17 protein-coding genes are annotated in these 18,024 nt (G+C 58.1%); 11 read left to right on the top strand and 6 right to left on the bottom strand.

Translation table 11 applies throughout. The features are described from left to right. Window positions 1-182 precede the first annotated feature (182 nt). From GNX18_RS18705 to GNX18_RS18670, 8 genes are all read left to right on the top strand, one after another. The gene (locus GNX18_RS18705) at window positions 183-488 is read left to right on the top strand and encodes a hypothetical protein (RefSeq protein WP_166220051.1); all 306 of its coding nucleotides are present in this window, start codon (window positions 183-185) and stop codon (window positions 486-488) included. 244 nt (window positions 489-732) lie between these two features. Continuing rightward, window positions 733-1,308, top strand: coding sequence for an electron transport complex subunit RsxA (gene rsxA / locus GNX18_RS18700; protein WP_105101852.1), 576 nt, complete (start codon window positions 733-735; stop codon window positions 1,306-1,308). Between the two features lie 10 nt (window positions 1,309-1,318). Beyond that, window positions 1,319-1,927, top strand: a complete 609-nt coding sequence (gene rsxB, locus GNX18_RS18695; protein ID WP_138236149.1) for an electron transport complex subunit RsxB — start codon at window positions 1,319-1,321, stop codon at window positions 1,925-1,927. Further along, complete coding sequence (gene rsxC, locus GNX18_RS18690; protein WP_166220049.1) at window positions 1,924-4,086, top strand: electron transport complex subunit RsxC; 2,163 nt, start codon at window positions 1,924-1,926, stop codon at window positions 4,084-4,086. The genes rsxB and rsxC overlap by 4 nt, the downstream gene beginning before the upstream one ends. Before the next feature lie 22 nt (window positions 4,087-4,108). Beyond that, window positions 4,109-5,161, top strand: coding sequence for an electron transport complex subunit RsxD (rsxD, locus tag GNX18_RS18685; protein WP_138236151.1), 1,053 nt, complete (start codon window positions 4,109-4,111; stop codon window positions 5,159-5,161). Continuing rightward, complete coding sequence (gene rsxG, locus GNX18_RS18680) at window positions 5,161-5,856, top strand: electron transport complex subunit RsxG (RefSeq protein WP_166220047.1); 696 nt, start codon at window positions 5,161-5,163, stop codon at window positions 5,854-5,856. Before rsxD ends, rsxG begins: the two co-directional genes overlap by 1 nt. Beyond that, entirely contained in the window at window positions 5,856-6,569 is a 714-nt protein-coding gene (locus tag GNX18_RS18675; RefSeq protein WP_166220045.1) for an electron transport complex subunit E, read from the top strand. Before rsxG ends, GNX18_RS18675 begins: the two co-directional genes overlap by 1 nt. A 493-nt stretch (window positions 6,570-7,062) precedes the next feature. Continuing rightward, window positions 7,063-7,782 carry a TetR/AcrR family transcriptional regulator gene (locus tag GNX18_RS18670; RefSeq protein WP_166220043.1) on the top strand — a complete coding sequence of 240 codons (720 nt, stop codon included), beginning with the start codon at window positions 7,063-7,065 and terminating at the stop codon, window positions 7,780-7,782. Window positions 7,783-8,145: 363 nt separating this feature from the next. Here the strand turns inward: GNX18_RS18670 and GNX18_RS18665 are convergent, their stop codons facing one another. The 4 genes from GNX18_RS18665 to GNX18_RS18650 form a co-directional block, all read right to left on the bottom strand. Next, window positions 8,146-9,285 carry an SO2930 family diheme c-type cytochrome gene (locus tag GNX18_RS18665; protein ID WP_166220041.1) on the bottom strand — a complete coding sequence of 380 codons (1,140 nt, stop codon included), beginning with the start codon at window positions 9,283-9,285 and terminating at the stop codon, window positions 8,146-8,148. Beyond that, the gene (locus tag GNX18_RS18660; protein WP_205828006.1) at window positions 9,278-10,585 is read right to left on the bottom strand and encodes a parallel beta-helix domain-containing protein; all 1,308 of its coding nucleotides are present in this window, start codon (window positions 10,583-10,585) and stop codon (window positions 9,278-9,280) included. The genes GNX18_RS18665 and GNX18_RS18660 overlap by 8 nt, the downstream gene beginning before the upstream one ends. Window positions 10,586-11,005: 420 nt before the next feature. Next, window positions 11,006-11,608 (bottom strand): Yip1 family protein, encoded by a 603-nt coding sequence (locus tag GNX18_RS18655; protein WP_138236157.1) that lies wholly within the window; start codon window positions 11,606-11,608, stop codon window positions 11,006-11,008. A gap of 490 nt (window positions 11,609-12,098) precedes the next feature. Continuing rightward, window positions 12,099-13,166 carry a branched-chain amino acid aminotransferase gene (locus tag GNX18_RS18650; protein ID WP_138236158.1) on the bottom strand — a complete coding sequence of 356 codons (1,068 nt, stop codon included), beginning with the start codon at window positions 13,164-13,166 and terminating at the stop codon, window positions 12,099-12,101. A 734-nt stretch (window positions 13,167-13,900) separates the two neighbouring features. Here GNX18_RS18650 and GNX18_RS18645 point away from each other — a divergent pair. Beyond that, entirely contained in the window at window positions 13,901-15,208 is a 1,308-nt protein-coding gene (locus tag GNX18_RS18645; RefSeq protein ID WP_138236159.1) for a hypothetical protein, read from the top strand. Between the two features lie 351 nt (window positions 15,209-15,559). Here the strand turns inward: GNX18_RS18645 and GNX18_RS18640 are convergent, their stop codons facing one another. Further along, complete coding sequence (locus GNX18_RS18640; protein ID WP_166220039.1) at window positions 15,560-15,958, bottom strand: hypothetical protein; 399 nt, start codon at window positions 15,956-15,958, stop codon at window positions 15,560-15,562. 9 nt (window positions 15,959-15,967) lie between these two features. Then, window positions 15,968-16,156 (bottom strand): hypothetical protein, encoded by a 189-nt coding sequence (locus tag GNX18_RS18635; RefSeq protein ID WP_166220037.1) that lies wholly within the window; start codon window positions 16,154-16,156, stop codon window positions 15,968-15,970. Between the two features lie 157 nt (window positions 16,157-16,313). Between GNX18_RS18635 and GNX18_RS18630 the strand changes: the two genes are divergently transcribed. After that, window positions 16,314-16,787, top strand: a complete 474-nt coding sequence (locus GNX18_RS18630) for a hypothetical protein (RefSeq protein WP_138236162.1) — start codon at window positions 16,314-16,316, stop codon at window positions 16,785-16,787. A 30-nt stretch (window positions 16,788-16,817) separates the two neighbouring features. Continuing rightward, on the top strand, window positions 16,818-18,014 hold the full coding sequence (locus GNX18_RS18625; protein WP_166220035.1) for a hypothetical protein: 1,197 nt from the start codon (window positions 16,818-16,820) through the stop codon (window positions 18,012-18,014). The last annotated feature ends 10 nt before the right edge of the window (window positions 18,015-18,024 follow it).

Raw genomic sequence — 18,024 nt, 5'->3', positions numbered from 1 at the left:
CAGGGGTATTTGGCTACTTAACGGCGAGCGAGGGGCACGCTTTATATGACGAAGGCAGAAAAATTCCGGAATACAAGGCCCCACTGAATTGGTCTCCTATTCCCAACCTTCCTGTTCCAGCAGTGCAGTTTGATATGGAAATGGCTACTCCGATATGTCGCTATCATTTGGCATTTATTCCCGTGTCTCGTGATCGACTGGTATGTCTCAGATTCGATTATTGGCAGGAATGTTCCGGTTCACAGGATGAAAAAGACCAGAAAATTAGCCCCAAGCCCATGCAGGACCTGATCGACAACATCATCCGCAGCGTCACACTAACCCCCTCCCCCGAGCTCGAAGCCGAACTCGGTGAGATCAGGAAAATCTGCCCAAATCTGAGCGTCAGCCCCGAGTGCTCGCCACTCAAGTGGCCCGCGGACGTGGACAAGGATGGCATCACCATCCTTGAGTACGACAAGCGCCGCTACGCGTTACCCACTCATTGAGCGGCGTCTAATATTTCTCGTCGTTTCCCATGGAGCCCATGCCATTTGGGCGGGCTCCGGCCTCCATTGTTGAAGCCCCTCTGGTGCTCCCCCATAATACCGCCCCGATTTCAAGTATTGCGCCGCCGGTCGCGGACAAGCGCCCCGACGGGGCGGTTTGCTAGTCTTGCACTATCGGGCGCGCAAATTTTGTACTACGTCAATTCACACCCAGTGCCGACGCCGCGGCCCGAACGGAACGTCTATGACCGAATTCACTGTCATCCTGCTTTCCACCATCCTGGTGAACAACTATGTGCTGGTGCAGTTCCTCGGCCTGTGCCCGTTCATGGGGGTTTCGAACAAGCTGGAAACGGCCATCGGTATGGCCGGTGCAACCACGTTTGTGCTGACGCTGGCGGCCATCTGCTCCTATCTGGTGAATACCTATCTGCTCGAGCCCTTCGGGATGGAGTACCTGCGCACCATTTCCTTCATCCTGGTGATTGCGGTGGTGGTGCAGTTCGCACGCATGTTTATCGAAAAGACCAGCCCGCTGCTGTACCGGGTGCTGGGGGTCTTCCTTCCTCTTATTACCACCAACTGCGCAGTGCTGGGTGTGGCACTACAAAACACCATGAAGGCGAACAATTTTGTGCAATCCACCCTCTATGGCTTCGGTGCGGCGGTGGGTTTTTCGCTGGTGCTGATCCTGTTCTCCGCGATGCGCGAGCGCCTCGCGGTGGCGGATGTGCCGAAGCCATTTAAGGGCGCGGCCATTGGTATGATGACGGCGGGGCTGATGTCCCTGGCATTTATGGGCTTCAGCGGATTGGTATAAGGAGGCGACGATGGATTGGCTGTCTGATGTGTCCACGCCGCTGCTGATTCTCGGCGGCATGGCCCTGGTGTTCGGCGCCCTGCTGGGCTTTGCCGCGGTGCGCTTCAAGGTGGAAGGCGACCCGATTGTGGATCAGATCGACGCCCTGCTCCCCCAAACCCAGTGCGGCCAGTGCGGCCACCCGGGCTGCCGCCCCTACGCCGAAGCCATTGCCAATGGCGAGGCGATCAACAAGTGCCCGCCCGGCGGCCAAGCCACCATCAATGAGCTGGCCAATCTGCTGGATGTGGAGCCGATTCCGCTGGACGCGGAGCACGGGGTGGAAGACATCAAGAAAGTGGCGTTTATCCGCGAGGCGGAATGCATCGGCTGTACCAAGTGCATCCAGGCCTGCCCGGTGGACGCTATTGTCGGTGCCGCCAAACAGATGCACACGGTGATCGTGGACGAATGCACCGGCTGCGACCTGTGCGTGGAACCCTGCCCGGTGGACTGTATAGACATGGTGCCGTTGGAAGTGACACTGCAACGCTGGCACCCGAACAAACCCAGAGACGGAGTCCAGTTGATCGCCAGTGACCGCCCGGAACTGCACACCAATGACCGGAGTGCAGCATGAGCCAGACCGAAGAGAGAATGAGTGCGAGCGAGCGCCGCGCCGCCCGCGAGGCGCACCTGATTGCCAGTGAAAAGGCCCGGGACCTGTCCCGCGAGCTGAAGATCAATGACTTCCATGGCGGCATCCACCCACCGGAGAACAAGCACCAGTCCACCGGCGAGCCCATCGGCAGTATTCCGCTGGCGGCGGATCTGATCGTACCGCTGAACCAGCACATTGGCGCCACCGCCATCCCGCTGGTGAAACTGGGTGACCTGGTATTGAAGGGCCAGAAGATCGCCGAGGCCGATGGTCCGGTGAGCTGCCCCGTGCATGCGCCCTCCTCCGGCAAGGTGGTCGCTATTGAGCCGATGGCGGTGCCCCACCCCTCCGGTATGCTGGCGGACTGCATCCAGATCCGCACCGATGGCCGTGACGAGTGGTGTGCGCTCACTCCGCTGGAAAACTACGCCGAGCGCGACAATGATGAGCTGCTGGAGAAGATCCGCGACTGCGGTATTGCCGGTATGGGCGGCGCCGGCTTCCCCACAGCGGTAAAGCTGAGTCCCCGCGGCGGTGCGGTAATCGACACTCTGATCATCAACGGCACCGAGTGCGAACCCTACATCACTGCCGACGACATGCTGATGCGCGAGCGCGCGGAGGAAATCATCGGCGGTGTGGAAATACTCGCTCACCTGCTGGATCAGCCGGAGCGGGTGCTGATCGGCATTGAGGACAACAAGCCGGAAGCCATCAAGGCCATGAAACAGGCGGCCGAGGGCACCCGCTTTCACGTAGTGGTCTTCCCTACCAAGTACCCCTCCGGTGGCGAAAAGCAGCTGATCGAGATTCTCACCGGCCGCGAAGTGCCCAACGAGGGTCTGCCGGCCAATATCGGTATCGTGTGCCAGAACGTGGGCACGGCCCGGGCGGTGTACCGCGCGATTCACCTAGGAGAGCCTCTGATCAGCCGGGTGACCACGGTGGTGGGAGAGTCCCTCAGCCGCCAGCGCAACATCGAAGTGCCGCTCGGCACCCCCATTCGTCACGTTCTCGAATGCCATGGGCTCGATCGCAAAAAGCTCCAGCGCATCGTGATTGGCGGGCCGATGATGGGTTACACCATCGAAGACGAGAGTGCACCGGTGGTGAAGACCACCAACTGTATTCTCGCGCCCACCAATAACGAGCTGCCACCACCGCCACCGGCACAAGCCTGTATACGCTGTGGCCTGTGCGCGGAGGTATGCCCGGCGAGCCTGCTGCCACAGCAGCTGTACTGGTATGCGCGCGCGGAAGATAGGGAGAAGCTGCAGGCCTACAATCTGTTCGACTGTATCGAGTGTGGCGCCTGCTCCTACGTGTGTCCATCCAGTATTCCGCTGGTGCAGTACTACCGCGCGGCCAAGGGCGATATCCGCGAAGCGCGCGCAGAAAAGGAAAAGGCCGATCGCGCCCGCGAGCGCTTCGAATACCGCAAGCTGCGCATGGAAAAGGCGGAGCAGGAGAAAGAGGCCAAGCGCCTTGAGCGCAAGAGGGCGGCAGACGAGGCGCGCAAACTGCGCGAGCAGAATACCGACACGCCGGACGCCCAGGCCGCCAGACAGGAGGCCGATGTGGTGGCTGCCGCGCTCGCGCGGGTAAAAGCCAAACAGGCCGCACCGGAACAGGTGCTGGCCCGCGCCCAGCGCACCCTGACCAGTGCCGAACACCGGGTGGAGCGGATGCAGCAGAAACTGGCCGAGGCCGACGATGCCCAGCGTCCACAGCTGGAAGCCCAGCTGAAAACTGCAGAACTGAAACTGAAGGAAGCCCGCGACAAGCTGGCCGAGGCTGAAAAACAGGCCTCTGCCGAGCCGGCACCGGGCGGGGCCCAGGAACCGCCAACCCCCTCCACCACCGAGGACAAACTCACTGTGGCCGGCGCCTCTTCTTCTGCCGCAAGCGTCGCCATCGAAAAGGCCAAGGCCGCAGCCGCCGCTCGCGCCAGCATGAGCCCGGAGCAAAAACTCGCATCGGAAATCGAAGCGCTAAAAGCGCGGGTGGACAAGGCCGCAGCGCGGCTGGAAAAAGCCCGCAGCGAAGATGACCCCAATACCGCCGCGTTTGAAAATGCGCTCAGCAAACTGCAGGAAAAGCTGGCGGACAAACAGCATCAGGCCGGCGAGCAGGACTGAGGCGAGGGAAAGAGAGAAAATTATGTCCCTGATGCGAGTCACGTCCCCACACGCCCACTCCGGCCAGAGCACTGCCAAGGTAATGCTGCAGGTGGCCGCGGCCACCATTCCCGGTGTGCTGGCGCTTGTGATCTACTTTGGTCCCGGTGTGTTGATCAATATCGCGCTGTGTACCGTTACTGCGCTCGCCTGTGAGGCGGCGGTAATGAAACTGCGCAATCGCCCGGTAGGGTTTTATCTCAAGGACTACAGCGCGCTGGTAACTGCCCTGCTACTGGGTATCGCCCTGCCCCCCTACTGTCCCTGGTGGATTCCGGTCATTGGCAGTGCGAGCGCGATACTGCTTGCAAAACAACTCTATGGCGGCATGGGCTACAACCCGTTCAATCCCGCCATGGTGGGCTATGTGGTGTTGCTGATCAGCTTCCCGGTGGAGATGACCCGCTGGGCCGGGCCGGCGGAACTGATCCAGGGCGTGCCGGGGCTGGATGAAACCTTTGCGCTGATCTTCGGCAATATGAACGTGGATGGTTTTACCCGCGCCACGCCGCTGGAAATCGTGCGCCACAACCAGTCCACGATCCTGTCCCAGTTGTATGAGATGGAGCCGGTGTTCAACAAAGGTACTCTGGCGGGTCTCGGCTGGGAGATGGCCAATGTCGGCTTCCTGCTGGGTGGCCTGTTCCTGCTGTTCCGCCGCCTGATCACCTGGCACGCACCGGTAGCCATGCTCGCCACTCTGGCAGTACTTTCCGTGGCTTTCTACGACGGCGGCAGCTCCCTGAGTGAGGGCTCACCCCTACTGCACCTGTTCTCCGGTGCCACCATGCTCGGCGCTTTCTTTATCGTCACCGACCCAGTGAGCGGCTGTACCAGCAACAAGGGGCGGCTCATTTTCGGTGCCGGTGTCGGCCTGCTGGTGTTCGTAATCCGCGCCTGGGGCGCCTATCCGGATGCGGTGGCCTTCGCGGTACTGCTGATGAACTTCGCCGCACCGTTTATCGACAATTACACCCTGCCGCGCACATACGGCCACAAGGCCGCGCGCAAGGCCACCGATCTGGAGGAACAGTGATGCTGAAGCGCTCCATCGGTAAAAATGCCGCGGTGCTGGCGCTGTTCGCGCTGGTTACCGCGGGCACCCTCGCCATTACCCAGATCACCACCCGCGAGCCCATTGAGCGCGCCATCCGCGAGGCCTCCGCCAGGGCGTTGCTGGAGATCATCCCCATCGAGCGCCACAGCAACGATCTGCTGGTGGACACCTACCCCATTCCCAAGCAGTACTGGGCCATGCTCGGACTGAAACAGGGCGGGAATATCAATCTGGCGCGGGAAAGTAGTGGCGTCATCGACGCTGTGATCATTCCCACCGTGGCGCCAGATGGCTACTCCGGGCCGATCCAGATGCTGGTGGGCGTCAACCGCGACGGCAGCATTGCCGGCGTGCGCGTCACCAACCATGCGGAAACCCCCGGTCTCGGCGACAAGGTGGAAGTTAAAAAGAGCGACTGGATTCTGTCGTTTAACGGCAAGTCCCTGGCGGACCCTGAACGAGACCAGTGGAAGGTGCAGAAAGATGGCGGTGCCTTCGACCAGTTCACCGGCGCCACCATCACTCCGCGGGCCGTGGTGAAGCAGGTGCGCAAAGTGCTGGATTTTGTCGCCGAGCATCAACAGGAAATTTTCACTGCGCCGGTTTCCGGACGCGCGGTGGAAGTGGAACAGCCCCACTTGAATGAAGGGCAACGGAACGGGGAGAAAAACTGATGGCCACCCCAAGCTACAGCGAAATCACCCACAACGGTCTGTGGAAAAATAACCCGGCTCTGGTCCAGCTGCTCGGCCTGTGTCCGCTGCTGGCCGTGACCGGCTCGGTGGTCAACGCCATCGGCCTCGGCCTCGCCACCACCGCGGTGCTGGCCTGCTCCAACCTTGCAGTGTCTCTGGTGCGCCACCAGATGCCGGAAACCGTGCGCCTGCCAGCGTCCGTGATGATCATCGCTACCTTCGTGACCTGCGCCGAATTATTGATGAAGGCATTCACCTACGAGCTGTATCTGGTGCTGGGTATATTCATTCCGCTGATCGTGACCAACTGCGCGATTCTCGGACGCGCCGATGCCTTTGCCAGCAAGAACCCGATACTGCCCTCGCTGCTGGATGGATTAATGATGGGTGTCGGCTTCAGTGCGGTATTGATTGTGATTGGCGCCGTGCGGGAAATTATCGGCCGCGGCACCCTGTTCAGCGATATGGATCTCCTGCTTGGCCCAATGGCCGCCAACTGGACCCTGCCGGTTTTGGGGCAGGATTACTCCGGGTTTCTGGTGGCTGTACTGCCGCCCGGTGCATTTTTGGTGGCGGGACTGTTGATTGCAGCCAAAAATGCCATCGACGCAAATGCGGAAAAACGCCGTAAAGCACAGGCCAGCGTAGTGACTGGAAGCAAACGTGTGAGAACGACCGGCAAAATCCAGTAACGCCACAGGGGAAAACTTTCTTCCCCAGGGTTTCCCCCAAAGACGTCGCAGCCTGATGTCATTTCTGCCAGGCAATACCGGCAGCTGGCCGGTATTGTCATGACCAATTCACCCATCCATACCAGACCAACCTCCGTTTACACACATCCCCATTCTGATATTTTCGAAGCATCCTTCACATAAAACCCCGTGTAATAGGATGTAATGGGATGCGCCTCACAATCCTGAATTCATCGGTAGCTTAGCCGCAGTACATCGCTAAAATAGTGCGATCGTTCCAGTTTGTCTTGCCGGTCAAATTTATCCATGGCATGCCTCAGAGGCATACGCTGGAGTGGCCCGATAAAAATAAAACCAATATGTTTAGAGAGCGGAATACTGTGAGCAGGCAACACCGCCCACATCATATTTATCATGCTATTTTCATCCGGATACCGTATTACCTGATTCCCGATAGCACATTGCTCACCATCGAAAAGGAATTACCGTCACCATGACTTTGGACAGTGGAAAGCCTGAACTGGTCTATCAAGGTCGCAAAGCACAGCGTGCCGATAGTCGCCAACGCCGCAAAGCCATCCTCGAAGCCACCCTCCGCCTGATTGTTAAAGAGGGGATCCGTGGAATACGCCATCGCGCGGTCGCCAAAGAGGCGGCGGTTCCTCTGGCCGCAACTACCTATTATTTCAAGGATCTGGACGACCTGATCAGCGATGCATTCACCTATTTTGTGGAACTGAATATTGACCAGACCCGGAGCCTGCAGGAAGAAAGTTTTGCCGCCGCCCGTCAGCTTTCTCCTGATCAACTGGCGTCTGTAAATGGCCGCCGCCAGCTGGTGCAGCAGCTGACACGTTTTGTGTTATCACATATTCGCGCGCAAGCGGCCAATCGCGATCATCGTATTATCGAGCTGGCCTTCAAGAATGAAGCGTTGCGCAATGACGAGCTCATCCGCGCCGTGCGCATGGCCTACCAGGCAACGGAAGGCATGATTGTAGAGTTCTTCGAACTGCTGCAGCTGGCCGATCCGGTAGCCGCTGCGCAAATTGTCCACGGCACTATTCTCAATCTTGAGTTTCAGGTTTTAAGCGGCGCCATCTCCATCGAATCACCGCTGCTTGAGCGCGCCATTGTCATGATGATCAGGGGCCTGATCCCCATCGGCGAAGAGGCGTCTGTGCCGATCCGCCTGGAAAGTAAAACAGCCTAAGCACTCTTCACGTCCGCATCTCATATTCGCATCCACCTCATTCCCTTTAAAAATATGCGGAAGAGTATGACTTCGACTGGCGTCTGCTGTTAGCGCAGATGTTCCTGGAGAGCACGTTCAACCCGAGGGCCAGATCCTGGCTATGCGCGCGGCCAGGAACCCTACGATTATGTGCGCAAGATCCACGCACGCTATCGAACCTATGTCGCGCTGTTGGAAGATTACGAACGAAGAAACTCAATCGAAACCGGACGTCTTCTTGATTTGCAGTGTCCGGAATCCAACATAACAGTGCTGGCGAAACCTCGATCGGGGAAATCGCGGCGGTCAAAGACCGCCGCCAAAGCCGGAAAGACGTTGCCGTTAACCGGCTTTACAACTGCCTGGCATGGACGCTATCCATTGCTTGAGTAATTCCGCACCTTCTTTATGCGCCAGACTGCGTCCCAGCTCCGGCATCATGGCTCCGGGATCCGTGGATTCAACCCGGAAGTTGAGTATCGACGCCTCGGGGCTGCCTGGCACAATTGCAAACAGCCGGTCCCCGGACCCCGTACCTGCGGCGACTGGCGGTTTACACACACCCAGCCGACGCATGTCATGCTCGGCGCCGTATAACATCAAACCAGAGGTATCTGCTGCACCGCTGGGGTTGTGGCAGTGCCCGCAGTTGATATCGAGATACGAGCGCGCACGCTCATCCAGTGAGGCGGCTACATCTTTGTAATCCACATTGCGCGGCACCGCGGCCAGCTCCGGAAGCCCACTCAGATATCCCATCTGCTGCCAGTACAGCAGCTGGTTTTCAGTGCCTTCCTGATACGCATAGTCCTTGTTCAGATGCCGCGCCCGGGGGCCAATTGGCCTGATGGCCTTTTGCGTGTGGTTGTCCGCGTGGCATCCGGCACACTGATTCGCGTCTGGTACTACATAGGTAAAACGTTCACTGCTGCCATCCGCACTCACCAGCTGCAAACGCTTGGCGTCTCCGGCAATTTCCAGTACTGCATCTGTCTGGGCTTCGTTCCATACATAGGGCAGAGCCTGCCAACCGTCCACGCGCTTTACCAACAGGCGGGTTTCGATCAGTTTTACCTTGTTAAGGTTCAACCCGCTGCCAGCAAAGTCCGCGGAATAGTCGTCTGTGTTCAGCACGCTACCATCTGTGGCCAGTGGATAGTAAAACGTTTTACTGATGACGGTGCCTACGGGATAGTCAAAGTCGTCTTCTCCGTAAACTGCACTGGCGCCCTCTGGCATCCACACTGTCCGCAGTTTGTGCGCGTAATCAGTGAACAACGCGGTGTTGAGATCGTACGGTGTGACCCGCTCGTTGAGTACCAGCTTGCCGTCGATGGCCTCGACCACGTGCCAGTCGCTCAGATTGTCCGGAACGGCATTGTGCTCATGTATGGTGACTGCCTCGCGGGGGGCATCGCACCCCGCGAGTGTCAGGGCCAGCAATGCGCCCCCCAGCCATCCGGGAAACAGCAGTTTACGCATCGGTAACCTCAGTGACAGCGTGTTGCTCTTCCTGAGGTTTTTCCTGCTTGCTGTCGAAGTCGAGCACGATCTGCGGCAGCTTTTTCAAACGGCATTGGTGCGCGGTGATATCGGTGGTGATGTTCTTGTAGTCGTTCAGGATATCGACATTAATAATGCCGACGCCTTCATTTTCGATACACAGTTTTAGTTCGTCAGGCAGTTTTCCATCGACCATTTTCTTACTGTCAATGGCACCGTCCCACATCACATCAGGCAGACTGCCGGTGAGACCAAACTTGGCAATTTTCAGCGCCTTCAATTCCATGTGATCGGGAGAGGTACCGCCGCCGCTGAAGGCATTGTTGTAGATATAGATACCTTCGGGATAGGGATCGAAGTCCTGCTGAGTGGACTTGTCGCTGTAGTAGCCGGCAGCGAAGTAGCTGCTGATAATTACGTTGGCGGTGTCGTTATCGGAAATTTCATTGTTGAAGATTTCCACATAGTCATTGGAATTGATGACCACCCCGGAACCCGCAGGCACCGCGGCCACCGGTGTGCCCTCATGACCGAAGTTGTCGGTGTTGTTTTTGTAAATCTTGTTGTTGTACACCCGAGTGCTGTGGCCCGGCTGTGGCAGGTTCGGCATGTTGAAGACCAGGATACCGCCGGTGTTGTTGGTGGCGATATTGTCGTATACGTCGGCGCCGATGGTATTTTCGATCTCGATACCCGCCACGTTGAACTCGGCGCGATTGTTGCGCACGATCACATTGCGGGACTGCCCCACATAGATCCCGGCGTCCGATGCGCCGATGGCGACATTGCCTTCCAGCAGGGTGTTTTCTGTCTGTACTGGGTAGATGCCATAGGCGCCATTCTCGGTCGCTGGGCCGTTGGTCCACTCCACACGGATATTGCGGATGATGATATTCCGGCCCTCGTTCACCTTCAGCGCATCGCCAATGGTGTCTTCGATGGCCAGGTCCTCAAGGGTGAAGTCGCTGGCGTTGACCAGCAGGCCTTCAGCGCCCTGAATCTGGTCCTTGAAGGACAGAATAGTCTTGTCCATACCCGCGCCGCGAATGGTCACTCCGTCCACATTCAGAGACAGGCTGCGATTCAGCTGGTAGTGGCCCTCCGGAATTTCGATGACGTCGCCGGGCTGTGCCTGGATCAACTGCTTGAGTAGTTGCTTCTGGAAATCCCCGGAGGTCGCGGACGTATCCTGCCCCCCGCTGCTGCGGCCACTGTCCTGTGTACAGGCCGCCGCCAGTGCCGCCATTAACGCAACACCCAATTTGACTGGTGCTTTCATGGATTCTCCCGCTTTCCTTATCTGAATGTTTTTAGAGTTATGTGTCAGCTCTCCCGGTTCGGACCAACCCGGGATTGATAGCGCAACCGCAGCCGGACAGACGCTGAGCAGAGCGTCAATTTGTGACCAATTAAGCGCCATTCGTATTATTTGGTACGAATGTACCAATTTTGAGGCGCAAGAAGTGGCGACTGCCGTTGGCCGGATAGTATCCAATGGCCGGTAAGGCGGCAACCGCTAAAACGGAACCCTGTCTCGTTTTAACCAGTCCACCCCATCATCCAGGCACGACCGTATTCAGACACCGCCACAGAAGACATACCCCGTGCGAGTACCGGTAAATAAAAAACCGCGCAGAGCCATGCTCCGCGCGGGTTTGATATTTGTATCGCCGGGCCGCTGGGCCCAAACGTCAACCGCTCAGTGCTGAAACACCGGTGCCGCCACAAAGCTCCAGAACAGTACGGTAGATACCATCACCACCACCGCCATCACCAGACACACGGTGACCACCGCGCTGGCAAAAAGGAAGCCTCGCTCCTCGGAAACATTCAACACAATAGGAATACCCACATACAGCAGGTAAACGGCGTAGGCGACTGCCAGCGTTGCCAGCAGGATATCCAGCCACAGAATCGGGTAGAGACCGGCGGCACCGGCGACGAAGATCGGCGTTGCGGTAAACCCGGCGATGACCATGCCCTTCATCGGGTGAGTTTTGGCTCCGTAGGTTTTCGCCATCCAGTGAATAAAGTAACCCACGGCGATCACCGCCAAAATCATGGTGACGTAGAACACCGCTACCAGGGAGAGTGCGCTGTTGCTCGTCAGGGTGCGCACCTGTCCGCCGCGGCCGATATTCCAGCCGATTTCGGTGGTGCCGAAGTACCAGCAGAGCGCCGGCAACAGTGCCAGTACAATAACGTAGGGGATCTGACGGTTAAGCCCTTTTTCTGACAATCCGGCAATTTCCTGCCATTGCCTGCGAGGTTGCACCATCAGGCCGTAGAGATGATTCAGCATTCCCATTCTCCTCACTCGCGAGGAACCGCACGGCTTGCCGCCGCGGGGGAGAGCCTTTTCTTTCAGGGAGCCACCGTCTTAATCCGACTCCGTGTCTCAAATTGATCTGGATACTACTTGTCAAAGTGAGGGATACCGCCAAAGGCCATTCCCAGAGTTCCAGCTTCTTGTTTTTGAGCGCTTTCAAACGCTTGCTTACCGTTTTCCGCGCGAAATTACGCGGCGACCAGCCCGGAACAGATTCATATCAACTGAGTGTCAGTTGGCTGCGCCCCGGACTCAACAAAGTTGTAACACCCTGGTCATGCAAGTCAACGCGTGCGGTGCGAAAGATAAAAATAAAAATGCGGTCGTTTCTCCTGGAAACAACCGCATTTCAAAGAGTGCTACCTAATCACTCGACCGATATCCAGTGTCATGATTATTCGCGCAGGAGTGAAAAAACGCGCCGTAATTGCTTGTGCAAAAACAGAAAATGCGTGAAATGACGTCAGAGACTCGCCACCTGCACCAAATGCATCCAACCGAAGCGGTCCTCCGCCCGGCCCTCCTGAATGTCCAGCAACGCGGTCCGCAGCTGCATTGCAACCGGCCCGGGCGCCTGTGCCAGCCGGTACCGTTGCTCGCCATCACCCAATTCACTAATGGGGCTGACAATCGCGGCGGTACCGCAGGCGAACGCTTCGGTACAGGTACCGGACGCTACCAGCTGCAGTAGATCGTCGATATCGATCGCCCGCTCGTGCACCTCAAGCCCCGCATCGCGCGCCAAGGTCAGCAGGGACTCGCGGGTAACTCCCTCGAGAATTGACCCGTTTAATGCCGGGGTGTGCAGCGCGCCGTCCATCACCGCAAAAAAATTCATGCCGGAAAGCTCGTCCACTGTGTGGCGGTTGCCCGGGTTGAGCCACAGCGACTGGTCGTAACCGCGTGCCTTGAGCCGGGAAATACTCTGCAGAGACGCGGCGTAATTGCCCCCTACTTTGGCATCTCCGGTGCCGCCAACCGCCGCGCGGCTGTCTTCACGCTCCACCCACAGGCGCATATTGCCGGGATGGTAGGCCTCCGACGGGCTCGCAATCACGTAAAACTCGTAAGCGCGGCTCGCAGTAACTGAAAGGTCCGGCTGGGTGCCCATAAGGAAGGGACGCACATACAGGGATTCACCACTGTTGCCGGGCACCAGGCCTGCGCAGTGCGCAACGACCACGTTCACCGCGTCCATAAACAAAGACTCTGGTACCGGCGGCATGCACAAGCGCTGCGCGGAGTGCGCCATGCGTGCCGCATTGCGTTCCGGGCGGAACAGGCCAATACCCTCATCACCATAACGATAGGCTTTCAACCCCTCGAAACAGGATTGGGCGTAGTGCAGAACCTTGGCCGCCGGGTCTAGCGCCAGCGGACCATAGGGCAGTAGCTCGCCATCACTCCAGCGCCCGTCCTGAAAGCGGGCACGGAACATGACCGGGGCCATCACGGTACCGAAACCCAGTCTCTCCGGCATTTCGAATCCCCGCAGGCTGGCGATAGCTTCCGGTTGTATTTTTATGCTCACAAAGCTCTCCCACTGAAGATTGCACAGTTTCGCTTTAACGCGTGAATTATGCCCCCAAACCGCACCCAGTCCAAACACAACAACCACAAACATTGGCCTATGCGCAACAATATCGAATAATTCAGCATCATAATAGGATGAATCACACCCACATGGCGCGGCGGGCACCCGTTGCGCTCACCACGCCCCCAAACCACAAACTAGACCGGGTAGCGCAACAGCGCGCCCTCCGCCGTCGGGGTTTGCATCCCGGCAGAAATTATTGGCACCGGGTTTTGTGAAAATGCCCGTTATCCATTCTCACGACTGCCAGACTCAATGGGTTCTGGGCAGGTTGAATCCTGTCATTCGGTACGGGTATTTCCACACAATCGCGCACTGGCGCCCCACCCTACGCGGGGAAGTAAAGCGCGAAAATTCGTTGGCTATACTCAGAAATACATGGGCGGTGCTCGCCAAATGCAAGAGAAACCAGCGCCAGGTTGCAGAATGTGCAGCCTGATACGTTTCCCCGGCACCAAAGCCCAGCGTCGAAATCGACAACACACCGGGAAACCGGCAGGAACGTGAACGAACCACACTTCAGGGAGAGAAGTTCCGCGCAACCGGAGTTGCCACAGGCGCTTTTGCGTCTGCAACAGCCACCGGACTGACCGCGGAATTCGCGCTCATCGCGTATCCGCGCAGTGGATAGCGGCGGGCCTTGCACAACATGGAATGGAAGTGGTTCAACCGTGACACAGACAGATACCAGCAACGCAATTGCTATCGGCTTGATGTTTACAGCCTCAGCTCTGCTGTGTGGCCCTGTCGCGGCGGAAGAAGTATCCGCGCTCGACTCAGCCCTAGACAATGCCAAGGCTCCCCCGGCGGCTTACATAGAAGCGGCCTCCAAACCACTGGAAAAACCCAAACGGCAGCTGCGTCCGTCGAAAGCAGCCGATGATTACCGCGATCGGATTGAGGAAATGGAAGCCGAATACGGTGCCTATGGCGCCGGTATTGATGAGCAGCTCATTGGTTTGGGCAACGCTCTGCAACGCATGGGTTCGCACGAGGAAGCCATTGCCCAGTTCCGCCGCGCCATGTTGATCAACCGCGTGAATGAAGGGCTCTACTCCCTGAATCAGGTGCCGATGATCGAGCGCATGATCGAAAGCCAGATCGCGCTGAACCAATGGGAAGATGCCAACGACAACCAGGAATACCTGTTCTGGCTGCATGCAAAAAATTACGGGGAAAAAGATCCGCGCATGCTGCCAATTATCAATACGCTGAGCAACTGGCATCTGCAGGCTTACATCGATGAAAAAGGCACGACGCTGTTCGAGCACCTGATCAATGCCACCAATCTCTATGCGTTGGCGGTGGATATCATTTCTCAGAACTTCGGCGCCAATGATCTGCGCCTTGTGGAAGCCCTGCGCGGCCTCAAAGCCACAAATTATTACCTCGCTACTTACAACGGCGAGCCGCAGGAAGCGGTGGTGATTAACACCAGTTTTGGCGGCGGTGATCTCAGCCCGGACCGCCGCGCAAAGCTGGACCACTACCGGATGAACAGTTTCAGTTCCGGTAAAACGGCGATCACCAAGATCATGGATGTGTACCAGAAAAACCCCGCGTCACCGCCGGCGGCTTCCGCCAAGGCCAAGGTCGAACTGGGTGACTGGTACATGATGTTCAACAAATGGCACTCCGCCCGGGAAACCTATGGCGAAGCCTATCAGGCGCTGTGGGACAACGGCGCCACCAACCGGGAAATCGAGGAAATTTTCGGGCGGCCTGCCGCTCTGCCGGCCCTGCCATTTCTCGAAGAAGATCGCGAGGCGCTGGCAAATTCCTATGTGACGGTTTCCTACGATGTAACCGCCTTCGGCAAGGCGCGCAATATCCGCATCATCAGTGCCAGACCGGAAGACAAGGTCAGTATTCGTTCGCGGGTGCGCAATGTATTGCAAAAGGCAAAATTCCGCCCGCGGTTTGAAAATGGTGAGCCGGTAGAAACCACCGGCATTGTGCAAAAGTTTGTCTTTGAATGAAGAAAGCGTGTTCGACTGATGTAGCGAATTTGGTTTGAGTCTGACGAGAGCCCTGATAAGGCTTGCGGAAAAACTGGCAGCAATTGGCTTCTGCCGGAAAAACCTCGAAAGACAAAAACTGTCGAACAAATAACAGGAAACGGGCCGCTGCGATTCCGCCGCGGCCCGTGAACGGATCAGGAGATGACCCATGGTATTAAGGACGATTGCTCAGCGCTTTACCCATACATCCATCCATTTGCACAGTCTGCGCTGGCAAAGCCTGGCCTCCGTAGTAGTGCTGGCCGCGGTCATCAGCGGCTGCAAAAACCAGCAGACCCAGCAGCAGCCTCCGGCGCAGCCACAACAGTCTCAGTCGCAGTCCTCGAGTTCGTCCCAGTCACAGTCACAATCGCAGTCGCAGTCGCAGTCTTCGAGCTCTTCGTCATCGAGCCAGTCGCAATCGAGCCCGTCTACGGCCAGCAGCATGCCCTCGCCCAGTTCTCCGAGCAGCAGCCGCAGCCCGAGCATGTCCACGGCGAGTAGCCGCGCGCAGCCGAATACGTCTTTCCCGAGCATCGAATCCGGCGACCGCTCCAGTGAGCAGTCCAGCACATCCTCGCGCAGTGGTGAGGAATCGGCGCGGCGGTCCCGCTCCCAGAGCAGCAGCGATGGCGAGCCCACCGCCAGCAGAAGTCCGTCGATGCCGGTGTACAACGAGTCCGACCAACGCCCGGAAGAATCCCGTATGCCGCCGGACCCATCCTCCAATAAGGAAGGTCAGCCGCCGGATGAAATTGATTTCTCGGAAGAGCAGCAGACTGCCAGCAGTAGTGCATCTTCGAGCTCATCCTCGAGTGCGTCTTCCAGTTCATCCAGTAGCGCATCGTCGAGCAGTGCGTCATCCAGCAGTTCGTCGTCCAGCAGTGCTTCTGCCAGCGGTGCGCCGAGCAGCGCTTCTAGCAGCACTCCGTCCAGTAATTCCCCTTCGGGGGCCCAAGGTGGAGGACAAAGCGGAGAGCAGTCCACCGCAGCGGCCGGCGGTCAAGCCGGTGGCGGCGCGCCCGCCAGTGCCTCCAGCACCGGCAGCCCACCCAGCGGCAGTGGCGCGCCCAACGAGGCACCGATGAGCGCCGCGGAACGGGTGGCGGAGCTGGAAGGAAGATTCGAATCCACTATGGCCACCTACGACGGAATGATCCTGCGTGAGCGGGATTACGTGCGCAACCGCCCGGCGTCCGCCGAGGAGGAGACCGCAGAAGACGAGGCGCCCCCCGGTGAGTCGCTGGAAGATCTGATCGAATCCGCGGAAGCCGAATTACCGCCCGCGCCCCCGTCTGGCGGCGGTGAACCTGGCGGCGGTCCAGAAGAAAACAACTCCAGCGGCCAAGCCACCGGCCCCGGTCTCCCAACCAAGGGCCGCAAAGGTGAATACAACCACACCAACACCGCTGTGGTAGTTCCCGCCGATGTTCCCACCGGCGATGACGACGACGTAGTGGCACGCCAGATCCGCGAGGCGGCCATGCGCGAATCCGATCCCGAACTGCGGGAAAAACTCTGGGAAGAGTATCGGAAATATAAAAAAACTCAGAAATGAAGATGAAAATTCATCAGGGAGAGTAGTGATATGTTTTTCTCGTACGCACGCAGCGCCCTGTACAGCCTGACACTGGGTTTATTGACTCTCGTCGGCTGCACCACCACCGAGGTGCGCACCACCGCCTACACACCACTCACGGTAGAGGACGCCGCCATTGCGGAAAACCGACTACTCGATGTGGGCATCGTCCAATTCAATGCAGGCTTGGATCAGGAGGAAGAACTGGAAGAGGACGACCTGGTCTTCCCGGAACTGCGCCGCGCGGAATCCCGTTACATTGCCGTCACTCTCGCGGATGCGGTGCAATCCAGCCAGGGCTGGGGGGCGGTGCGGGTGGTTCCCAGCGAGCGCACCAATATCGACGTGACCGTCACAGGGAAAATTGTGCAGTCCGACGGTGAAACGCTCACCGTGGATGTCACCGTCGTCGACTCCCGCGGCCAGGTGTGGTTTACCCGACAATACACCGAGCAGGCGTCCCACTACGCCTACGACCGCAAACACCCCACCGAGGGCGATGCGTTCCAGGGCATTTACAATCGCATATCCAACGACATGCTGATTTATCGGCAGGGATTGTCGGACCAGTACATCGCGGAGTTGCGCACGATCTCCGAAATCAAATTTGCCCAGAGCTTTTCTCCCAGAGCCTTCGAACGCTACCTGGTACAAGACCAAAACGGTCTTTACCGACTCACTGCGCTGCCCGCGGATAACGACCCGATGCTGATACGCGTGCGTCAGATTCGCGAGCGCGATTACCTGTTCGTGGACACATTGCAGGGCTACTACGACACCTTCGTAAAAACCATGGAGACCCCCTATCAGGAGTGGCGAGCCATGAGTTATGAAGAAGTGAAAGAAATGCGCGAACTCAAACGCAAGGCCCGCAACAACACCATCATGGGCGTGGCCGCAATCGTCGGCGGTATTGCCGCGGCTGGCGCCGGCGGCGGTGCGGCACGCCAGGCAGGCAATGTCGCCGTGGCTGGCGGTGGCTATCTTGTAAAAAGCGGATTTGATCGCCGAGCGGAAGCCAAGATGCACATTGAGGCACTGCAGGAACTCGGCGACTCCATGGAAGCGGAAGTGGAACCCCGCATCGTGGAGCTGGAAGACCGCACCGTAACCTTGTCCGGTTCGGTGGAAAACCAGTACCAGCAGTGGCGCGAACTTTTAAAAGAAATCTATGAAGTGGAAACCGGCGGCATAAGCGATATCTAAGCCCCCGGCC

The sequence above is a fragment of the Microbulbifer sp. SH-1 genome (assembly GCF_011326135.1).
Classification (GTDB): Bacteria; Pseudomonadota; Gammaproteobacteria; order Pseudomonadales; family Cellvibrionaceae; genus Microbulbifer; species Microbulbifer harenosus.
The sequence above is the reverse complement of the archived record's forward strand: the minus strand, read 5'-3'. Positions and strand labels throughout refer to the sequence as shown.

What these genes read in the sequence shown, in the direction of transcription:
- rsxA (WP_105101852.1), top strand. Translation starts at nt 733, where the DNA reads ATGACCGAATTCACTGTCATCCTGCTTTCCACCATCCTGGTGAACAAC.
- rsxB (WP_138236149.1), top strand. Translation starts at nt 1,319, where the DNA reads ATGGATTGGCTGTCTGATGTGTCCACGCCGCTGCTGATTCTCGGCGGC.
- rsxC (WP_166220049.1), top strand. Translation starts at nt 1,924, where the DNA reads ATGAGCCAGACCGAAGAGAGAATGAGTGCGAGCGAGCGCCGCGCCGCC.
- rsxD (WP_138236151.1), top strand. Translation starts at nt 4,109, where the DNA reads ATGTCCCTGATGCGAGTCACGTCCCCACACGCCCACTCCGGCCAGAGC.
- rsxG (WP_166220047.1), top strand. Translation starts at nt 5,161, where the DNA reads ATGCTGAAGCGCTCCATCGGTAAAAATGCCGCGGTGCTGGCGCTGTTC.
- GNX18_RS18675 (WP_166220045.1), top strand. Translation starts at nt 5,856, where the DNA reads ATGGCCACCCCAAGCTACAGCGAAATCACCCACAACGGTCTGTGGAAA.
- GNX18_RS18670 (WP_166220043.1), top strand. Translation starts at nt 7,063, where the DNA reads ATGACTTTGGACAGTGGAAAGCCTGAACTGGTCTATCAAGGTCGCAAA.
- GNX18_RS18665 (WP_166220041.1), bottom strand. Translation starts at nt 9,285, where the DNA reads ATGCGTAAACTGCTGTTTCCCGGATGGCTGGGGGGCGCATTGCTGGCC.
- GNX18_RS18660 (WP_205828006.1), bottom strand. Translation starts at nt 10,585, where the DNA reads ATGAAAGCACCAGTCAAATTGGGTGTTGCGTTAATGGCGGCACTGGCG.
- GNX18_RS18655 (WP_138236157.1), bottom strand. Translation starts at nt 11,608, where the DNA reads ATGCTGAATCATCTCTACGGCCTGATGGTGCAACCTCGCAGGCAATGG.
- GNX18_RS18630 (WP_138236162.1), top strand. Translation starts at nt 16,314, where the DNA reads ATGAGCGCCGCGGAACGGGTGGCGGAGCTGGAAGGAAGATTCGAATCC.
- GNX18_RS18625 (WP_166220035.1), top strand. Translation starts at nt 16,818, where the DNA reads ATGTTTTTCTCGTACGCACGCAGCGCCCTGTACAGCCTGACACTGGGT.